The organism is Henriciella marina (genome assembly GCF_027213945.1).
Taxonomy (GTDB): domain Bacteria; phylum Pseudomonadota; class Alphaproteobacteria; order Caulobacterales; family Hyphomonadaceae; genus Henriciella; species Henriciella marina_A.
In genome coordinates this window covers 1,090,623-1,104,408 of the sequence record NZ_JAPWGW010000001.1, presented here as the reverse complement: position 1 = coordinate 1,104,408, position 13,786 = coordinate 1,090,623, and the positions used below count along the sequence as shown (strand labels likewise).

Annotated in this window: 20 protein-coding genes; 9 read left to right on the top strand and 11 right to left on the bottom strand. The window is 59.4% G+C overall.

What is annotated here, in order from left to right; translation table 11 throughout:
* Positions 1–3 precede the first annotated feature (3 nt).
* Positions 4–606, bottom strand: a complete 603-nt coding sequence (locus tag O4G74_RS05635; protein WP_269401667.1) for an NUDIX domain-containing protein — start codon at positions 604–606, stop codon at positions 4–6.
* Positions 607–703: 97 nt separating this feature from the next.
* Here O4G74_RS05635 and O4G74_RS05630 point away from each other — a divergent pair, with 97 nt between their 5' ends.
* The gene (locus O4G74_RS05630) at positions 704–1,450 is read left to right on the top strand and encodes a TSUP family transporter (RefSeq protein ID WP_269401666.1); all 747 of its coding nucleotides are present in this window, start codon (positions 704–706) and stop codon (positions 1,448–1,450) included.
* Positions 1,451–1,512: 62 nt separating this feature from the next.
* Here the strand turns inward: O4G74_RS05630 and O4G74_RS05625 are convergent, their stop codons facing one another.
* The 5 genes from O4G74_RS05625 to O4G74_RS05605 all read right to left on the bottom strand — a co-directional run bounded on the left by O4G74_RS05625 (position 1,513) and on the right by O4G74_RS05605 (position 3,991).
* Entirely contained in the window at positions 1,513–2,145 is a 633-nt protein-coding gene (locus tag O4G74_RS05625) for a porin family protein (RefSeq protein WP_269401665.1), read from the bottom strand.
* Between the two features lie 175 nt (positions 2,146–2,320).
* On the bottom strand, positions 2,321–2,569 hold the full coding sequence (locus O4G74_RS05620) for a helix-turn-helix domain-containing protein (RefSeq protein ID WP_269401819.1): 249 nt from the start codon (positions 2,567–2,569) through the stop codon (positions 2,321–2,323).
* Entirely contained in the window at positions 2,553–3,071 is a 519-nt protein-coding gene (locus tag O4G74_RS05615; RefSeq protein WP_269401664.1) for a DUF2975 domain-containing protein, read from the bottom strand. Before O4G74_RS05615 ends, O4G74_RS05620 begins: the two co-directional genes overlap by 17 nt.
* A gap of 60 nt (positions 3,072–3,131) precedes the next feature.
* On the bottom strand, positions 3,132–3,458 hold the full coding sequence (locus O4G74_RS05610; protein WP_269401663.1) for a hypothetical protein: 327 nt from the start codon (positions 3,456–3,458) through the stop codon (positions 3,132–3,134).
* Between the two features lie 59 nt (positions 3,459–3,517).
* Entirely contained in the window at positions 3,518–3,991 is a 474-nt protein-coding gene (locus O4G74_RS05605) for a nucleoside deaminase (protein WP_419715350.1), read from the bottom strand.
* Between the two features lie 51 nt (positions 3,992–4,042).
* On the opposite strand from O4G74_RS05605, the gene rsmD reads away from it, so the two are divergent.
* A complete protein-coding gene (rsmD, locus tag O4G74_RS05600; protein WP_419715367.1) occupies positions 4,043–4,606 on the top strand; it encodes a 16S rRNA (guanine(966)-N(2))-methyltransferase RsmD in 564 nt (187 codons plus the stop codon).
* Here rsmD and O4G74_RS05595 read toward each other — a convergent pair.
* Positions 4,603–5,631: a patatin-like phospholipase family protein gene (locus O4G74_RS05595; protein WP_269401660.1), complete on the bottom strand. Its 1,029-nt coding sequence runs from the start codon at positions 5,629–5,631 to the stop codon at positions 4,603–4,605. The two genes, rsmD and O4G74_RS05595, sit on opposite strands and share 4 nt — an antisense overlap.
* Before the next feature lie 49 nt (positions 5,632–5,680).
* Here O4G74_RS05595 and O4G74_RS05590 point away from each other — a divergent pair, with 49 nt between their 5' ends.
* From O4G74_RS05590 to O4G74_RS05580, 3 genes are all read left to right on the top strand, one after another.
* Positions 5,681–6,154: an NUDIX hydrolase gene (locus O4G74_RS05590; protein WP_269401659.1), complete on the top strand. Its 474-nt coding sequence runs from the start codon at positions 5,681–5,683 to the stop codon at positions 6,152–6,154.
* 57 nt (positions 6,155–6,211) lie between these two features.
* Complete coding sequence (locus O4G74_RS05585) at positions 6,212–7,141, top strand: aspartyl protease family protein (protein WP_269401658.1); 930 nt, start codon at positions 6,212–6,214, stop codon at positions 7,139–7,141.
* A gap of 99 nt (positions 7,142–7,240) precedes the next feature.
* A complete protein-coding gene (locus O4G74_RS05580) occupies positions 7,241–8,026 on the top strand; it encodes an SDR family NAD(P)-dependent oxidoreductase (protein WP_269401657.1) in 786 nt (261 codons plus the stop codon).
* Positions 8,027–8,029: 3 nt separating this feature from the next.
* Here the strand turns inward: O4G74_RS05580 and O4G74_RS05575 are convergent, their stop codons facing one another.
* Entirely contained in the window at positions 8,030–8,365 is a 336-nt protein-coding gene (locus O4G74_RS05575; protein ID WP_269401656.1) for a hypothetical protein, read from the bottom strand.
* A 179-nt stretch (positions 8,366–8,544) separates the two neighbouring features.
* Here O4G74_RS05575 and O4G74_RS05570 point away from each other — a divergent pair, with 179 nt between their 5' ends.
* From O4G74_RS05570 to O4G74_RS05555, 4 genes are all read left to right on the top strand, one after another.
* On the top strand, positions 8,545–9,534 hold the full coding sequence (locus tag O4G74_RS05570; RefSeq protein WP_269401655.1) for an NAD(P)H-dependent flavin oxidoreductase: 990 nt from the start codon (positions 8,545–8,547) through the stop codon (positions 9,532–9,534).
* 149 nt (positions 9,535–9,683) lie between these two features.
* Positions 9,684–10,601 carry an SDR family NAD(P)-dependent oxidoreductase gene (locus O4G74_RS05565; RefSeq protein ID WP_269401654.1) on the top strand — a complete coding sequence of 306 codons (918 nt, stop codon included), beginning with the start codon at positions 9,684–9,686 and terminating at the stop codon, positions 10,599–10,601.
* Positions 10,602–10,727: 126 nt separating this feature from the next.
* Positions 10,728–11,426, top strand: a complete 699-nt coding sequence (locus tag O4G74_RS05560; RefSeq protein WP_269401653.1) for a pirin family protein — start codon at positions 10,728–10,730, stop codon at positions 11,424–11,426.
* A 117-nt stretch (positions 11,427–11,543) separates the two neighbouring features.
* A complete protein-coding gene (locus O4G74_RS05555; protein ID WP_269401652.1) occupies positions 11,544–12,026 on the top strand; it encodes a hypothetical protein in 483 nt (160 codons plus the stop codon).
* A gap of 3 nt (positions 12,027–12,029) precedes the next feature.
* On the opposite strand, the gene O4G74_RS05550 is transcribed toward O4G74_RS05555, so the two are convergent.
* Genes O4G74_RS05550 through queC form a run of 3 tightly spaced genes read right to left on the bottom strand, consistent with a single transcriptional unit; the run spans position 12,030 to position 13,767 of the window.
* A complete protein-coding gene (locus O4G74_RS05550; RefSeq protein WP_269401651.1) occupies positions 12,030–12,455 on the bottom strand; it encodes a 6-carboxytetrahydropterin synthase in 426 nt (141 codons plus the stop codon).
* Positions 12,410–13,081 (bottom strand): 7-carboxy-7-deazaguanine synthase, encoded by a 672-nt coding sequence (gene queE, locus O4G74_RS05545; RefSeq protein WP_419715349.1) that lies wholly within the window; start codon positions 13,079–13,081, stop codon positions 12,410–12,412. Before queE ends, O4G74_RS05550 begins: the two co-directional genes overlap by 46 nt.
* Entirely contained in the window at positions 13,060–13,767 is a 708-nt protein-coding gene (gene queC / locus O4G74_RS05540; protein WP_269401649.1) for a 7-cyano-7-deazaguanine synthase QueC, read from the bottom strand. The genes queE and queC overlap by 22 nt, the downstream gene beginning before the upstream one ends.
* Positions 13,768–13,786: the final 19 nt, after the last annotated feature.

The following is a 13,786-nucleotide window of genomic DNA, read 5'->3' as shown; positions in this document are numbered from 1 at the left end:
TCTTTATCTCAATAGCAGTCTTGCGGTCTCATCCGGCAGGTCGCCCCGTCTCGCCCGCTCCAGCGCGGCGAATACCATCAGATGTGTGAAGGCGTCCCCGATCTCCCCATCAAGGCACATGCTTACGAGATCGGGGAAGAATACCCGTTTCAATGTCAGCGCTTCGGACGGCTCAGGTTGCGCCTCCCCCTCAGTGAGGCCCCAGGCGAGGTAGCCAATCGCAGTCTCGTCGCTCACCGAGTTTGAGACGTCCCAGCGACCAAGCACCTGCCAGTTCCCGGCGCGGAGCCCTGTTTCTTCGGCAAGTTCGCGCCTTGCAGCATCCAGCGGGTCTTCAGCCCTGGGTCCACCGCCCTCCGGCAGCTCCCAGCTATAGGCGTCGAAGGGAAATCTGTGCTGGCCGACCAGCCATGTGTGCCCGCTTTCATCGATAGGCAGTACACCGATAGCAAGGTTCGCGTATCGCACCACGCCATAGATGCCCGGACTTCCGTCTGGATGGGCAACCGTGCTGGTCTCCACCCGGATCCAGGGGTTTTCATAGGACAGTTCGGTCGTGTGAACCGTCCAGGGGCCAATCTTGCTCGGGCGCTCATCATCAGACATGGCGAAGCGATTAGGGCTTCACCCGGCAAATGCAAAGTGAATGTGCCCCAATTCAGGCGCTGGTGCGAGGACGCCAATCGGCTTATCCGACCACGCCATGAGCCCGCTAAGCGCTGCCATCATCCTGATTGCGACACTCGTGACAGCCTTCATTTCCGGCATATTCGGTATGGCGGGTGGGCTGATCCTGATGGGGGTGCTTACGGCGCTCCTGCCGGTCGCAACCGCGATGATCGTTCATGGCGCGATCCAGATGGTATCCAATGGCTGGCGGGCCTGGCTCCTTCGCAAACAGATTAACTGGGCGATCTTCGCCCGCTATGCGACTGGGTCAGTTGGCGCTGTTCTGCTGCTGGTGCTGCTCGCCTGGCGTCCGGACAAGACCATTGTTTACCTCCTGCTTGGCCTCACCCCGCTGATGGTGTGGGTACCGCGAAAGATCATCGATCTCGACATTCAGAAGCGTGGTCAGGCGGAAGTCGCCGGCTTCATCGTTCAGGCCCTCAACACGCTGGCAGGCGTCGCAGGTCCACTCCTGGACCTCTTTTTCGTACGCACCGACATGACCCGGCAGGGCATTGTCGCAACCAAATCGGCGACACAGGTTCTGGCGCATCTGGTCAAGATCGCTTTCTGGAGCCTGCCCGTCCTCGCCGCAGCTGGGGACGTCCATATCCCGCCGCTCTGGCTCTTCGCTCTTGCCATCCCGCTATCCATGACAGGCACCTGGCTTGGCGGCCTTGTGCTGGCGAGGATGAGTGACGTCGATTTCAAGAGATGGATGCGCTGGCTCGTGACGGTGATCGGCGTCGTCTATCTCGCACGGGCGGCGGGATTTCTCTGATTGCTTAAAAAAAACGCCGGCACCCGCAGGTACCGGCGTTTCTCGTTCAGAGTCTCAAAAGACTAGAACTTGTAGCCCGCTGAAACCATCGCAGCATGGGTGTCGGTGTTGCCGAAGCCATACCAGGTGTATTCACCGCGCAGATTCCAGTCCTCGGTCAGCGCATAGTCCAGGCCACCGCCGAGAGCTGCACCGTCTTCGGAGTCCTCGATCGTCGTGATCGTGGTACCACCCGGCGTCTGAATATCGGCATCAAGGTCGACGAATGCGTAACCGGCACGGCCAAAGGCGTCGAGACGCTCCGTGACCGGCACTTCTGCCTTGCCGTAGATACCGACCAGGTAGTTCAGGCCGATATCGCCAGAACCCGCGATCAGGTCGTTGAAGTCGCCATCATTATTGTCGTCGAGGTCAAACTCGTCTTCGTCGACATTATAGTCGAACTCGCCATCGTCGATGCCGGTCGTGATGTCGGATTCAAGGCTGAACCAGTCATTGAACTGGTAGCCTGCGCGGGCCGTGATGGCGTTCGTGTCGACGCCGCTATCGGCACCGTCAGGCTGGATGTCGAGATAGCTGTAGCCACCTTGCAGATAAAAGCCCTGTTCGTCGGAATAGGATTGCGCCGAAGCCGAACCGGCAGCGACAATCATTGCACCTGCTGCGGCGGTGCCAATAAGCGTGGTCTTCAACATGGGAGGTATCCTTTTTACGTTCTGTAACTCTACCGCTCCGGATCATGTCCGGAACGGGAAGGGAAACGACGCGAAAGGCACCCTGTTCCTGCACAGCATGCACCCGAAAGCATGTGTGGTAATCAAGCATCACTTTCTGTAATTTAATTTAATAATTCCAGAGTGTTAACGCACCCTAATCTGCCTCATTCCCGACATATTCCAGAAGGTCTCCGGGCGCACAGGAAAGCGCATCGCAAAGCCGGATCAGCGTATCGAATCTGACGCCCTTCACCTTGCCCGATTTGAGCAGTGAGAGATTGGCCTCCGTCATTCCGATTTCGGCGGCCACGTCCTTGGCGCGTCGCTTCCTGAGCGCAAGCATGACGTCCAATCGGACAATGATTTCACCTGGAAGGTCGCTGTCTTCAGACGAACTGGTCATTGTCATCCTTGAGCACGATCGCATCCTCAAAGACACCGGCAAGCCCGTGCAGGGCGAACCCCATCAGGCCAACGCCAAGCGCAAGATCCGTAAAGCTGAATATGTTGCGGCTCGTTTCGTCACCGGCCCAGCCAAGCACTGCGGGGATGATTACGGCGCTGGTGACGGCTGCCCAGATCAGGCTGTCTGCACCTTGGCGCAGCGTCTTGAGATTCCGCGCCGTGAAGACGTCCCCCTTGCCACAACGCCCAAAAAAGGAGGCGAAGTCAGCCAGCGCAAAAGCTATGAAGATTGTGGGCCCTGCCTTCAGTAGCCCGATCGTAATCCCGCTTAGAAGCGGAAGGATGTCCGCACCGCTTTCGAAATACTGACCGCCGACTTCTTCGCCAACGAAGTAGGACACGTTTAGCGCCAGGATGGCGACTGCGATCCACGCTAGAACTGAAAGCGTGTCATAGGACCCGGCTTTCCCGCTGCCGTTCGACTGGTTTTCATAGGACATATAAGACCCCCATCCATAAGATATGGGTTCTTATACCAAATAATTATTGTTCTGCAATAATTATTTGTCGTCATTTGATGCTAGATCAACGCAATTTACCTCGCCAATCTGGAGATCGTACTGCCTTGGCCCTACCCAACCTTCGGGCATCCGCTCGCCAGTGCCGACGATTTCAATGGTCACCGTGCACTCTCCGGCCCGCACGATGTAGGTGTCGGACCCGTCTGTCTCGATGGCATCGATTGGGCGTCCATCCAGTGCTTCAGAAACGTCACCGCTCTGGATGATGCTGACCAGTTCGCGCTGGCGCTGGTATTGCGGCGGCAAGGCCGCACTCGCGACAAGCGGCAGGGCAATGAGCCCCGTCAGGATCAGTGCTGGTTTCATGGTGTGTCCCCCTTCAGAAGCGATGCTGCCCCGAAAGCTGCCACCCGATCAAGGCGAGATCATGCCCGGCGCGCGCGAAAGAAGTCGCGTAGCAATTGCCCCGCTTCTTCGGCGTGCTCAAGGTCCTGGTAGATTTCAGGCCGCCAGTGACATGTCGGTTGGTCGAAAAAGCGCGGCCCGTGCACGACGCCCCCGCCTTTTGGATCTTCTGCGGCGTAGATCAGCTTCCCGATCCGCGCGAAGGAGATTGCCCCCGCACACATGGCGCACGGCTCCAGCGTCACAAAGAGCCAGAGACCCGTGAGCCTGTAATTGCTCCGGTTCATGCCTGCCTGACGGATTGCGACAATCTCTGCATGCGCCGTCGGATCATGGATCCCGATGGGGCCGTTACGCCCTTCGGCGACCACTTCATCGGTGCGCGGGTCCACGACCACGGCGCCGACCGGGACCTCGCCATCGGCAGCCGCCTCGCGCGCAAGCTCAAGTGCTCGCGTCATATGTCTAGAGTCTGGCGCCATGCTTTCGCTCATACAGCCGCCCGCGCTTTTCGCCACCCCTGCATGATGCTAAGCGCCTCGGCCATGCGGATCATATCTGGAAAATTCAAAGGTCAGGCTATCACTGCGCCCGCAGGCCGCGATACAAGGCCAACGTCCGACAGGGCACGCGAAAGCCTGTTTAACGTGCTCGCGCATGCATCGTGGGCGCCGGACCTCGAAGGCGCACGTGTCATCGACCTGTTTGCGGGCTCTGGCGCGCTCGGCTTCGAAGCGATCTCTCGTGGCGCCGCCTTCTGCCTTTTTGTGGAAACCGAAAGCGCGGCCCGCGGCGCGATCCGCAATAATATCGAGAGCTTCCAGCTCTTCGGAAACACGCGCATCCATCGCCGCAGCGCCACCGATCTCGGTGCCAAACCTGCAGGCGTCGGTGAGCCATTCACCCTCGCCTTCATGGACCCACCCTATAATAAGGGGCTCGTCGAGCCATGTCTTGCGACGCTCAGGACCGGCGACTGGCTCGCGCCAGACGCGCTGGTCGTCGTGGAGACAGAGGCGCGCGAGACGTTTGAGCATCCGGGCTTCACCGAAGTCGATACACGCGAAGCCGGCAAGGCGAAGATCACAATGCTACGCTTCGACGCCTAGTCCTTGAAGAAGGCGTCTTCGATGTCGACGGTGGACGCGTAACCCACCTTGTCACCGCATTTCTTAAGCCAGTCAGCCGCCGCCTTGCGTCCCTTGTCCCGCAACCCGGTCAGGAACTGCCAGCTCGTATCAAATTTGGTATCGAGGCTCAGGAAGGACAGTACATCGTCGCCCTGAATGGCGTGCATCAGCGGGCCATTGGATTTGCCTCCACCGAATGGCCATCTTCTTGGAGGCTTCGCCTCCTGGACGTTATCCTTGCAAAGCTGGTTCAGAAGCGACGTGTTGAAAATGATCTCGTTCAGACGATCCTGAATCTCTGCCGCACTTCGCGGCGTCGTATTCCGCTTGATAGGGTTCAGCGTCACCAGCAGGATGTCGCGCGTGTCTCTCCTCTCCAGCAGCGGCTTCAGATGGGGATTGCCGACATATCCGCCATCCCAATAGGGCACACCGTCAATCTCAACCGCCTGAAAGACTTGCGGCAGGCAGGCCGAGGCTAGAACCGCGTCGCAGGTCAGCTCTATGCCGCTGAAGGTCTTCAACTGCCCCGTCTGCACATTGGTGGCAGCGACGTGAAGATCGACACCGCTCGACCTGACGGCATCAAAATCGATTGTTTTCAGGATATCGCGCAGCGGATTGATGTTCGCCGGGTTGAGGTCGTACGGGCTGAAGAAGGTCGTCATGACCTTGGCGACATTCGTCGTCCAGAACCCGAAGGGACTGCCGATCAGTTCCTGTGCCATCGGATTGGAGGGCGCCGCCCGATAAAGCGCCCCCTTCTTGGAAATGTCGGTCCAGAAGTTCTCCAGCGCGACACGTGCGCCCTTCCGTCCATTGTTCCGCAGACCTGAGAGGTAAGCCACCGCGTTCATGGCACCGGCCGAGGTCGCGGAGATTGCACTGATCTCCAGCTTGTCCTCTTCGGCCAACCGGTCCAGTACACCCCAGGTGAAGGCACCATGCGATCCGCCGCCCTGCAGGGCGAGACTAATTCGCTTTTTGCCCGACGAGCGCGCCATGCTGTGTCCCCCAGGCGTTCCGAATTAAATTGCACTTCAGGTTTGCTCAATGCCATTCGTAGAAAATTCACCAAAACTTGCCGATGGCGTCCGCCCCCGGCCGGCAGCCGGCGTGGTGTGCCTGCGCGGGGATCAGGTCCTCCTGATCCGCAGGGGCACCCCGCCAATGACGGGGGAATGGTCGCTGCCGGGCGGACGTATCGAGCCCGGTGAAACGGCCAAAGACGCAGCTTTGCGCGAACTGAAGGAAGAAACCGGTGTCGATGCGTACGTCGCAGGCCTTCTCGACGTTGTGGACGCCATCATCAAAAATCGCGAAGGCTCTCTGATTACACGCCACTACGTGCTCTGCGACTATCTCGCCATATGGACATCGGGCGAACCCGTTGCAGGCGACGATGCAGCAGATGCCCGCTTCTTCAACCTGTCTGACGTTCCAGGCCTGAAACTCTGGGACGAGACGCGCCGGATCATTGATGCCGGTGTGGCCCTTGCCGTCTCGCTTCCTGAAAACAGCAAATGATGGCATACTCCCAGAATTGAAGCGCTCCACGAAGAGAGCGCGGAAGGGAGACATGAGGTGAAACACACCTCGATCATCGCAGCTATTCTGATAGCTCTATTACTGGCTCCGCTCACCGCACGCGCCGCCATCAGCGACGATATTCCGTTCGAGATTACCGAGTCCGGTCACATGGTAGTCACACTGCGTCTTGACGGGCGTGAGGATGTCAAAGCGATTGTCGATACCGGCGCGACCTTCCCGATCATCGACAGCCAGTCTGCAGCACTCATCGGCGTAACGCCGCCAGCCAGCCCTGACATGGTCGATATTATCGGCCTTGGAAATGTGCGCACCTTCCCTGTCATTGATATAGGCGGCCTGACTGTCGGCCCGGTTCGATTAGATGCGCCGCGGGCCGCCTATAATGACAAAGTGCGTTTTCCCTCGACCGGGAACGTCATCCCGGCAAGCAGCTTGCCGCACAGGACACTCGACTTCGATTTTGAGAGGAGCCGCCTGCGGGTTTCTGATCGTCGGCCAGCTCACATCAGCCGGTCGATAACGACCCGGCTTGAGATCACGCGCATCGGCGGCCTGCCCTTCGTAGAGGTTAGCGTGAACGGGAAACCAGGCCTTGCTCTCATTGATACAGGCGCCAGCATATCGGTCATCAATTCAGCTTTCGCTGAAGGCGCCAGCCGCTCCCAGCATGCAATCCGCGATGTCGAACTGATTGGCGCGACGGGTAACGTCACCCCGCTAAAAGTGCTGTTCAGTCGTCGCTTCGAGATCGGTGACTTCCAGGTCGACCGCTTCAACATCATCGTTTCGGACCCTGAGTTTCTGGAACGCTTCGGGCTGGCAGAGACGCCTGTCATGATCCTCGGCCTCGACGTCCTGAAAGCCTTCCGGCTTCAGATCGACCGTGAGGAAGAGCTCGTGCGCCTTGTCATTCCGGACCGCGGCCGCCGGCCCGGCGCGGGTGTCTCCCTGCGGGCGCGATAGCCTATCGCCGGCCAGGTCTGACAACTTTCCCCCTCGTCATTATTGCATCCGGCAGGCCCTTGAAGCTTTATGCTGCTCAGACATTCAGGGAGAAAAACAATGGCCTACGCACCTTTTGATCTGACCGGCAAAGTTGCACTTGTCACGGGCGGCAATCGCGGTATCGGCTACGGTATGGCCGAGGCGCTGGCAGCCTCTAATGCGCACGTCGCGATCTGGGGCCGCAAGGATGCGGCGAACAAGGAAGCGGTCGAGGCCTTGTCAAAACTTGGCGCTGGCGACGTGAAAGCCTGGAGCGTAGATGTCTCAGACGAGTCAGCCGTCATTGACGCGATGAAGGCGACCGTCGACGCATTTGGCCGCGTCGATACGTGTATTGCAAATGCCGGTGTCGGCTTCGGCGCGTCCAGTTTCGCCGAGATGGACACTGAAACCTGGAACAAGAACATGGCCGTCAATCTCGATGGCGCGTTCTGGACCCTGCGCGAAGCGACCAAGCACATCACCGAGCGCGCGAAAGCCGGTGACCCCGGTGGATCGCTGGTCGGTGTCGCATCACTGGCCGCCATCGAAGGTGCCGCCCGGAACCAGGCCTACGCCGCCACGAAGGGTGGTCTCATTTCCATGCTCAAGGCCATTGCTGTCGAGACGGCGCGCTATGGCATCCGTGCGAATGCAATCCTGCCGGGCTGGATCGCGACCGACATGACGCAAAGCGCGCAAAACACCGAAGCCTTCCAGACCAAGGTCATCTCTCGCGTTCCGGCCCGCCGCTGGGGCGAGCCGAAAGATTTTGGCGGTGTTGCTGTGTATCTGGCCTCGGATGCATCGACCTACCATTCAGGTGATACATTCCTGATCGATGGCGGTTACGCGATCTTCTAGGTCCTATTGCGGGGTGGTCTCGTCCATCGTTTCAGGCGAGCCATCCTGCTCCGGCGTCATTTCACCGCTATCGACATCGTCTTCCGACATCATTCCGCCTTCGACTTCCATATTGGCGGGGCCAGTATCGACACGGGTGTCCACCACAGCATCATCATTGGCGACTTCCGAGCCATCGCCTTCAATCAGGTCCGGGGTGTCCGTGGTCGTCTCATCGCCGTAAACATACTCAGGTGAAGAGGTCTGGTCGCCGACCTGGTCGTTGACGTCCTGTTCGGTATCGCCGCATGCGCCCATGAGGAGCGCGGACGCTGCGAGAATTACGATCTTGAAGTTCATTCTAAACTCCTGTGGCGGTGCGCCACGGCTGCTCGGGTTAATCTGTGTAAATAATCGGTGAAGCAGCGATTGGTTCCGCCCGGCTGCGTTAACACTCTCGTCCTGCCGTCGCGGGACGACTTCACAAATCAGGCTGACGACGCATTGATGCGCCCAGAGACACTTTGGGAGAAAGCATCATGAGCCTGCACACACCGCTTTGCGATTTTCTGGGCGTTAAATACCCGATCATGCTCGCTGGCATGGGCGGCGTTTCCTACGCAGAGCTTGCCGCCGCCATGTCGAATGCTGGCGGTTACGGCGTTCTTGGCATGGCCGGTACCACACCCGACTTCATCGCCGACCAGATGAAGAAGGTCCGCCAGCTCACAGACCAACCCTTCGGCGTCGACCTTCTGGCCGCGTCCCCGGAAAGCCTCGAAGAATCCGTCGATGTCATCATCAATGGCGGCGCAGACAGCTTCGTTGCCGGTCTGGGCGTGCCGATGCCCATCATGGAAAAACTGAAGAAGGCCGGCCTCAAGGTCATGGTCGTCGGCGGCGCTGTGAAGCACGCGATCAAGGCAGAGCAGGCCGGCTGCGATGCCGTCATCCTGCAGGGCGGTGAAGGCGGTGGCCATACCGGTCTTGTCGGCACCATGCCGCTGGTCGCGCAGGCCGTCGAGGCTGTCGACATTCCCGTCATTGCCGCAGGCGGCATCTATGACGGGCGCGGCCTTGCTGCCTCTCTCGCACTTGGCGCCGTTGGTGTCTGGATGGGCACCCGCTTCATCGCTTCCGAAGAAGCGCACGCGGCCAACCTCTACAAGCAGACCGTCGTCGGTGCAGGCGATACCGACACCACCCGCACCCGCTGCTATTCAGGCAAGCCGATGCGGTGCCGGACGAATGAATATATCCAGGATTGGGAAAGCCGCCCGGAAGACATCCAGCCCTTCCCGCATCAAGCCATTCACTCCAACAAGACGGGCGTAATTGGCGGCATTGGCGGCATCACCGACGAAGCCAAGCTCAATGCCAACACGTCCTGCTTCGCCATGGGCCAGTCTGCTGGCGGTGTGAAAGACGTTCTCCCCGTCAAGGACATCGTAGAGCGCATCATCGCCGAAGCTGACGCGAGCATCGCAAAGGTCGCTGGCTACCGCGCCTCGCAGACTGCGGCCGAATAGGCGGGCCTTCAGTAATAATATCGCCGCTGCAGCGTGACCCTTTCTACCCGCAGCGGCGATAGGTCTCCCTCTATCGACTTGCCAAGTTTTGCCTGAGGGTGTTGGAACGCAACTAACCCTTTTGAACAAAGCGATTGAGGAGAAAATTCATGGGCGTACTCGACGGAAAAGTGATCCTGGTCACAGGTGGCGGCAACGGCATCGGCAAGGAATGCGCGCTGCTCGCCGCAAAAGAAGGCGCAAAGGTCGTTGTAAACGATCTAGGCGGCACGCTCTCCGGGGATGACGCCGGCGATGCGGGCCCGGCCGAAAAAGTGGCTCAGGAAATCCGTGCCGCAGGCGGCGAAGCTGTCTCGAACTCGGACAGCGTGACCGACTACAAAGCCGTCGAAGGCATGATTGAACAGGCCAAGGATGAGTTTGGCGGCCTGCACGGGATTATGAACCCGGCCGGTATCCTGCGTGACGGCATGTTCCACAAGATGTCCGAAGACGACTGGAAGGCCGTCATCGACGTTCACCTCAACGGCTCTTTCAACGTGACCCGCGCATCGGTGAACCATTTCCGGGACCAGGAAGACGGTTCATACGTGCTCTTCACGTCGACAACCGGTCTCATCGGCAATATCGGCCAGGCAAACTATGGTGCTGCCAAGCTCGGCATCGCCAGCCTCTCGCGCATCATCGCCATGGAAGGCGAGCGCAAGAATGTCCGCTCCAACGTCATCGCGCCCTTCGCCTGGACGCGCATGATCGCATCCATCCCGGTCAAGGATGAGGCTGGTAAGGAACGTGTCGAGCGGATGAAGAACGGCATGCGCGCCGATCAGGTCGCCCAGCTCGCCGTCGCGCTCTGCGCCGACAAGTCCAAGGACGTTTCCGGCCAGATCTTCTCGGTGCGCGGCAATGAGGTCGTCCTGTTCGACCAGCCTCGTCCGGTAAAATCCGTCGCGCGTCTCGAAGGCTGGACGCCGGAAACGCTGCTCAACCAGGGCCTGCCATCAATGAAGGGCAGCTTCATGGATATGGGCGCAACCACCTCGGTCTTCCCTTACGAACCGATCTAGTCTGCTGGCTCCACATGCAGCGCCTATTCATTCGGGCGCTGCATAAGTCATCTGCTCAACATCCCATTGGCGCGGCAGCGATGCCGCGCCATTTCTTTTCCGGAAGTAGAAAACCGGAGAAAAGCCATGATCGATATCAGACCGTTCAACGGGCTCGGTACATTCAGGAACGAGTGGCTCGACGCCCATTATCATTTCTCGTTCTCCCAGTATTACGACCCGTCCCGCATGGGCCACGGGAAGCTCCGGGTCTGGAATGACGACAAGGTCCGTCCACAGACCGGCTTTCCACCACACGGCCACCGGGACATGGAAATCATCACCTATGTCCGCTCTGGCGCGATCACCCACCAGGACTCCATGGGTAATAAAGGCCGCACCGAAGCAGGCGACGTCCAGGTGATGAGCGCCGGCCGCGGCGTCCAGCATTCTGAATGGAATGCTGAAGACCATGAAACCACCCTCTTCCAGATCTGGATTGAGCCCGCCACTGCAGGCGGCGAACCGGGCTGGGGCGCACAGAAGTTCCCGAAGGCAGACCGTTCAGGTGCCTGGGCCACGCTCGCCAGCGGTGACGAGGCCGCCAAGGCCCTGCCCATCCGCCAGGACGCCAAGGTGCTTGGCGCGACGGTGAAAGCTGGAGAATCGCTGGAATACAGCGTCAGTGCAGGCCGTTATGGGTATCTCGTCCTCGCAGACGGATCTGTAGATCTCAATGGCAAGGACCGCCTCAATGCACGGGACGGCGTCGCAATCACCGGGCCTGAAAAGATCACGATTAATGGTATCTCGGACGCTGAAATCGTCCTCGTTGATACTGTGTAGAACCTGCCGTGAAGCTGCTGCCTGCGAGAGCAGGTGGCAGCTTCCTCGGCAACCCCTTCTTCGCCGGGCGCGTTATTCTGCTATAATCAGCGCGCACCTTTCGAAGGAGGTCAGCCCATGAAAACCGTATTTATCGCCCTGTCCGCAATCGCGATCGCCCCATTCGCGTCGGCGACCGACATCCAGATCACCTATTCGGCAGAGTTTCAGGAGAAGCTCGAAGACGATTACGGCATCAAGGAAGGCGACAAGCTTAGCGAAGACATTCGCGGCGACCTTGAGCGTGAGTTTGGCAAGGCAAACCTCGATCCGGCCCGCGTCACCGTGACCATCGTCGACGCGAAACCAAACCGCCCGACAATGGAGCAGATGAGCCGCCGGCCCGGCCTCGACATGCTGCGCTCCAAATCGCTCGGCGGCATGGACCTTCATGGAATCGCCTATGATGCGTCCGGCACGCCTGTTGGCGAGTTCGAATATGACTGGTTCGAAAACGACATTACCCAAGTCATGGCCGCAGGCGTGTGGAGCGATGCCAAACGCGCATCCCGCCGCTTTGCCCGGGAATTTGCCGAAGAGCTGTCCGGCTCGGACGACTAGACGCTACTGGCCAAGGTCCAGCGTGCAGCTTTCATTCAGGCTCGGCCGCGAAAGCGTGATGCGGCTGAGCCGCGGAAGCTCCGCCTTCATCTCACGCGCAGCCCAGAGGCAGATACGCTCCAGCGTCGGCACCGACAGACCTTCGATTTCGTTCAGGAGTGAGTGATCGAGTTTCTCGGCCGTCGCCTTCAGAGCGTCGGTCAGCTTGCTGAAATCCTCGACCCATTCCTCACCCGGCTTCACGCGGCCTCTGACAGCAGCCTCGAGGCGGAAGGAATGTCCATGCAGATTGCGATAGGGATGGCCTTCAGGCTTACCGCCCATGAAATGCGCAGCCTCAAAGGTCACCGCCTTGGAGATTTCGAACACTTCGCCTGAAGGGCTCAGGGCAGCCCGATCAGTTTGTGGGTTTGTAAGCTCAGTCGCCATTTCGGATGCTTCATGCAGTAATCGGCCGCAGCCGCGATGTTTTCGGCCTGCCTGTTATCATCTTTGGGCTGCAGGAAGAAGTGTTCGAACTGCAGCGCAGCAAAGCGCTCCGGCTGGGCCTCTGCTTCGGTCTGCGGATAGACGAGCTTCAGCTCATTGCCGCTGAGCTGCACAACGTCGGAATTTGCCTTGGGTGAGACGCAGACCCAGTCGAGGCTCGATGGCGCAGGCAGGGTGCCATTGGTCTCGATACCCACCTCGAACCCACGGGCATGCAGCGCATTGATCGCCGGTTCATCGAGCTGCAACAGGGGCTCCCCGCCTGTACAGACGACGTATCCTTTCGAGACGCTTTCCCTGGTTTTCTCGCGCCAGACGGAAACGACATGATCGGCCAGTGCCTCGGCGCCTTTGAACTTGCCGCCATTCTCACCGTCCGTGCCGACAAAATCAGTGTCGCAGAACTTGCAGACCGCGCTCTCGCGGTCGCGTTCCAGCCCGCTCCACAGATTGCAGCCAGCAAAGCGCAGGAAGACAGCCGCACGCCCGGTCTGTGCGCCCTCGCCCTGAAGGGTCACATAGGCTTCCTTCACAGAATAGGTTTTCACTTCTGGCGCTCCCGCCATTTGTGATAGCCATTCGCGCGCAGGTCGCAGGCCGGGCACTTGCCGCAGCCATAGCCCCAGTCATGGCGCGTGCGGTGGTCGCCCATATAACAACTATGGGTCTTCTCAACGATAAGGTCGACGAGCGCCTCTCCGCCAATATCAAAGGCAAGCTGCCAGGTTTCTGACTTGTCGAGCCACATGAGCGGCGTCTTCAGGGTGAATTGCCGGTCCATGCCCAGCGACAGGGCTTTCTGCTGCGCATCAATCGTGTCGCGCCGACAGTCCGGATAGCCGGAATAGTCTGTCTCACACATCCCACCAATGATCACATCAATGCCCCGGCGCCAGGCTAGCGCCGCTGATAGTGTCAGGAAGATGAGATTGCGGCCCGGCACGAAGGTCGACGGCAGGCCGTCCTCATTCTCGGTGATTTCGGTTTCACGCGTCAGTGACGTTTCGCTGATCTGTCCGAGTACGCCAAGGTCGATCAGATGATCTTCGCCGAGCCGGTCTGCCCATTGCGGAAAGTCCTGCCGAATCGCCGTCAGCACGTGCACACGGGCATCCAGCTCCACGCGGTGGCGCTGACCATAGTCGAACCCCACAGTTTCAACATGGCGATAGCGCTTGAGCGCTGACGCAAGACACGTCGTGGAATCCTGACCGCCCGAAAACAGGACGAGTGCTGATGAAGACTGGCTCATAGTCCGGGCAGATAGCAGA

What these genes read in the sequence shown, in the direction of transcription:
- O4G74_RS05575 (WP_269401656.1), bottom strand. Translation starts at nt 8,365, where the DNA reads ATGAACTTCAAGATCGTAATTCTCGCAGCGTCCGCGCTCCTCATGGGC.
- O4G74_RS05595 (WP_269401660.1), bottom strand. Translation starts at nt 5,631, where the DNA reads ATGGCGCGCTCGTCGGGCAAAAAGCGAATTAGTCTCGCCCTGCAGGGC.
- O4G74_RS05625 (WP_269401665.1), bottom strand. Translation starts at nt 2,145, where the DNA reads ATGTTGAAGACCACGCTTATTGGCACCGCCGCAGCAGGTGCAATGATT.
- O4G74_RS05550 (WP_269401651.1), bottom strand. Translation starts at nt 12,455, where the DNA reads ATGGCGACTGAGCTTACAAACCCACAAACTGATCGGGCTGCCCTGAGC.
- queC (WP_269401649.1), bottom strand. Translation starts at nt 13,767, where the DNA reads ATGAGCCAGTCTTCATCAGCACTCGTCCTGTTTTCGGGCGGTCAGGAT.
- rsmD (WP_419715367.1), top strand. Translation starts at nt 4,043, where the DNA reads ATGCGGATCATATCTGGAAAATTCAAAGGTCAGGCTATCACTGCGCCC.
- O4G74_RS05630 (WP_269401666.1), top strand. Translation starts at nt 704, where the DNA reads ATGAGCCCGCTAAGCGCTGCCATCATCCTGATTGCGACACTCGTGACA.
- O4G74_RS05580 (WP_269401657.1), top strand. Translation starts at nt 7,241, where the DNA reads ATGGCCTACGCACCTTTTGATCTGACCGGCAAAGTTGCACTTGTCACG.
- O4G74_RS05605 (WP_419715350.1), bottom strand. Translation starts at nt 3,991, where the DNA reads ATGAGCGAAAGCATGGCGCCAGACTCTAGACATATGACGCGAGCACTT.
- O4G74_RS05560 (WP_269401653.1), top strand. Translation starts at nt 10,728, where the DNA reads ATGATCGATATCAGACCGTTCAACGGGCTCGGTACATTCAGGAACGAG.
- O4G74_RS05615 (WP_269401664.1), bottom strand. Translation starts at nt 3,071, where the DNA reads ATGTCCTATGAAAACCAGTCGAACGGCAGCGGGAAAGCCGGGTCCTAT.
- O4G74_RS05570 (WP_269401655.1), top strand. Translation starts at nt 8,545, where the DNA reads ATGAGCCTGCACACACCGCTTTGCGATTTTCTGGGCGTTAAATACCCG.
- O4G74_RS05620 (WP_269401819.1), bottom strand. Translation starts at nt 2,569, where the DNA reads ATGACCAGTTCGTCTGAAGACAGCGACCTTCCAGGTGAAATCATTGTC.
- O4G74_RS05565 (WP_269401654.1), top strand. Translation starts at nt 9,684, where the DNA reads ATGGGCGTACTCGACGGAAAAGTGATCCTGGTCACAGGTGGCGGCAAC.
- O4G74_RS05635 (WP_269401667.1), bottom strand. Translation starts at nt 606, where the DNA reads ATGTCTGATGATGAGCGCCCGAGCAAGATTGGCCCCTGGACGGTTCAC.
- O4G74_RS05610 (WP_269401663.1), bottom strand. Translation starts at nt 3,458, where the DNA reads ATGAAACCAGCACTGATCCTGACGGGGCTCATTGCCCTGCCGCTTGTC.
- O4G74_RS05590 (WP_269401659.1), top strand. Translation starts at nt 5,681, where the DNA reads ATGCCATTCGTAGAAAATTCACCAAAACTTGCCGATGGCGTCCGCCCC.
- O4G74_RS05555 (WP_269401652.1), top strand. Translation starts at nt 11,544, where the DNA reads ATGAAAACCGTATTTATCGCCCTGTCCGCAATCGCGATCGCCCCATTC.
- queE (WP_419715349.1), bottom strand. Translation starts at nt 13,081, where the DNA reads ATGGCGGGAGCGCCAGAAGTGAAAACCTATTCTGTGAAGGAAGCCTAT.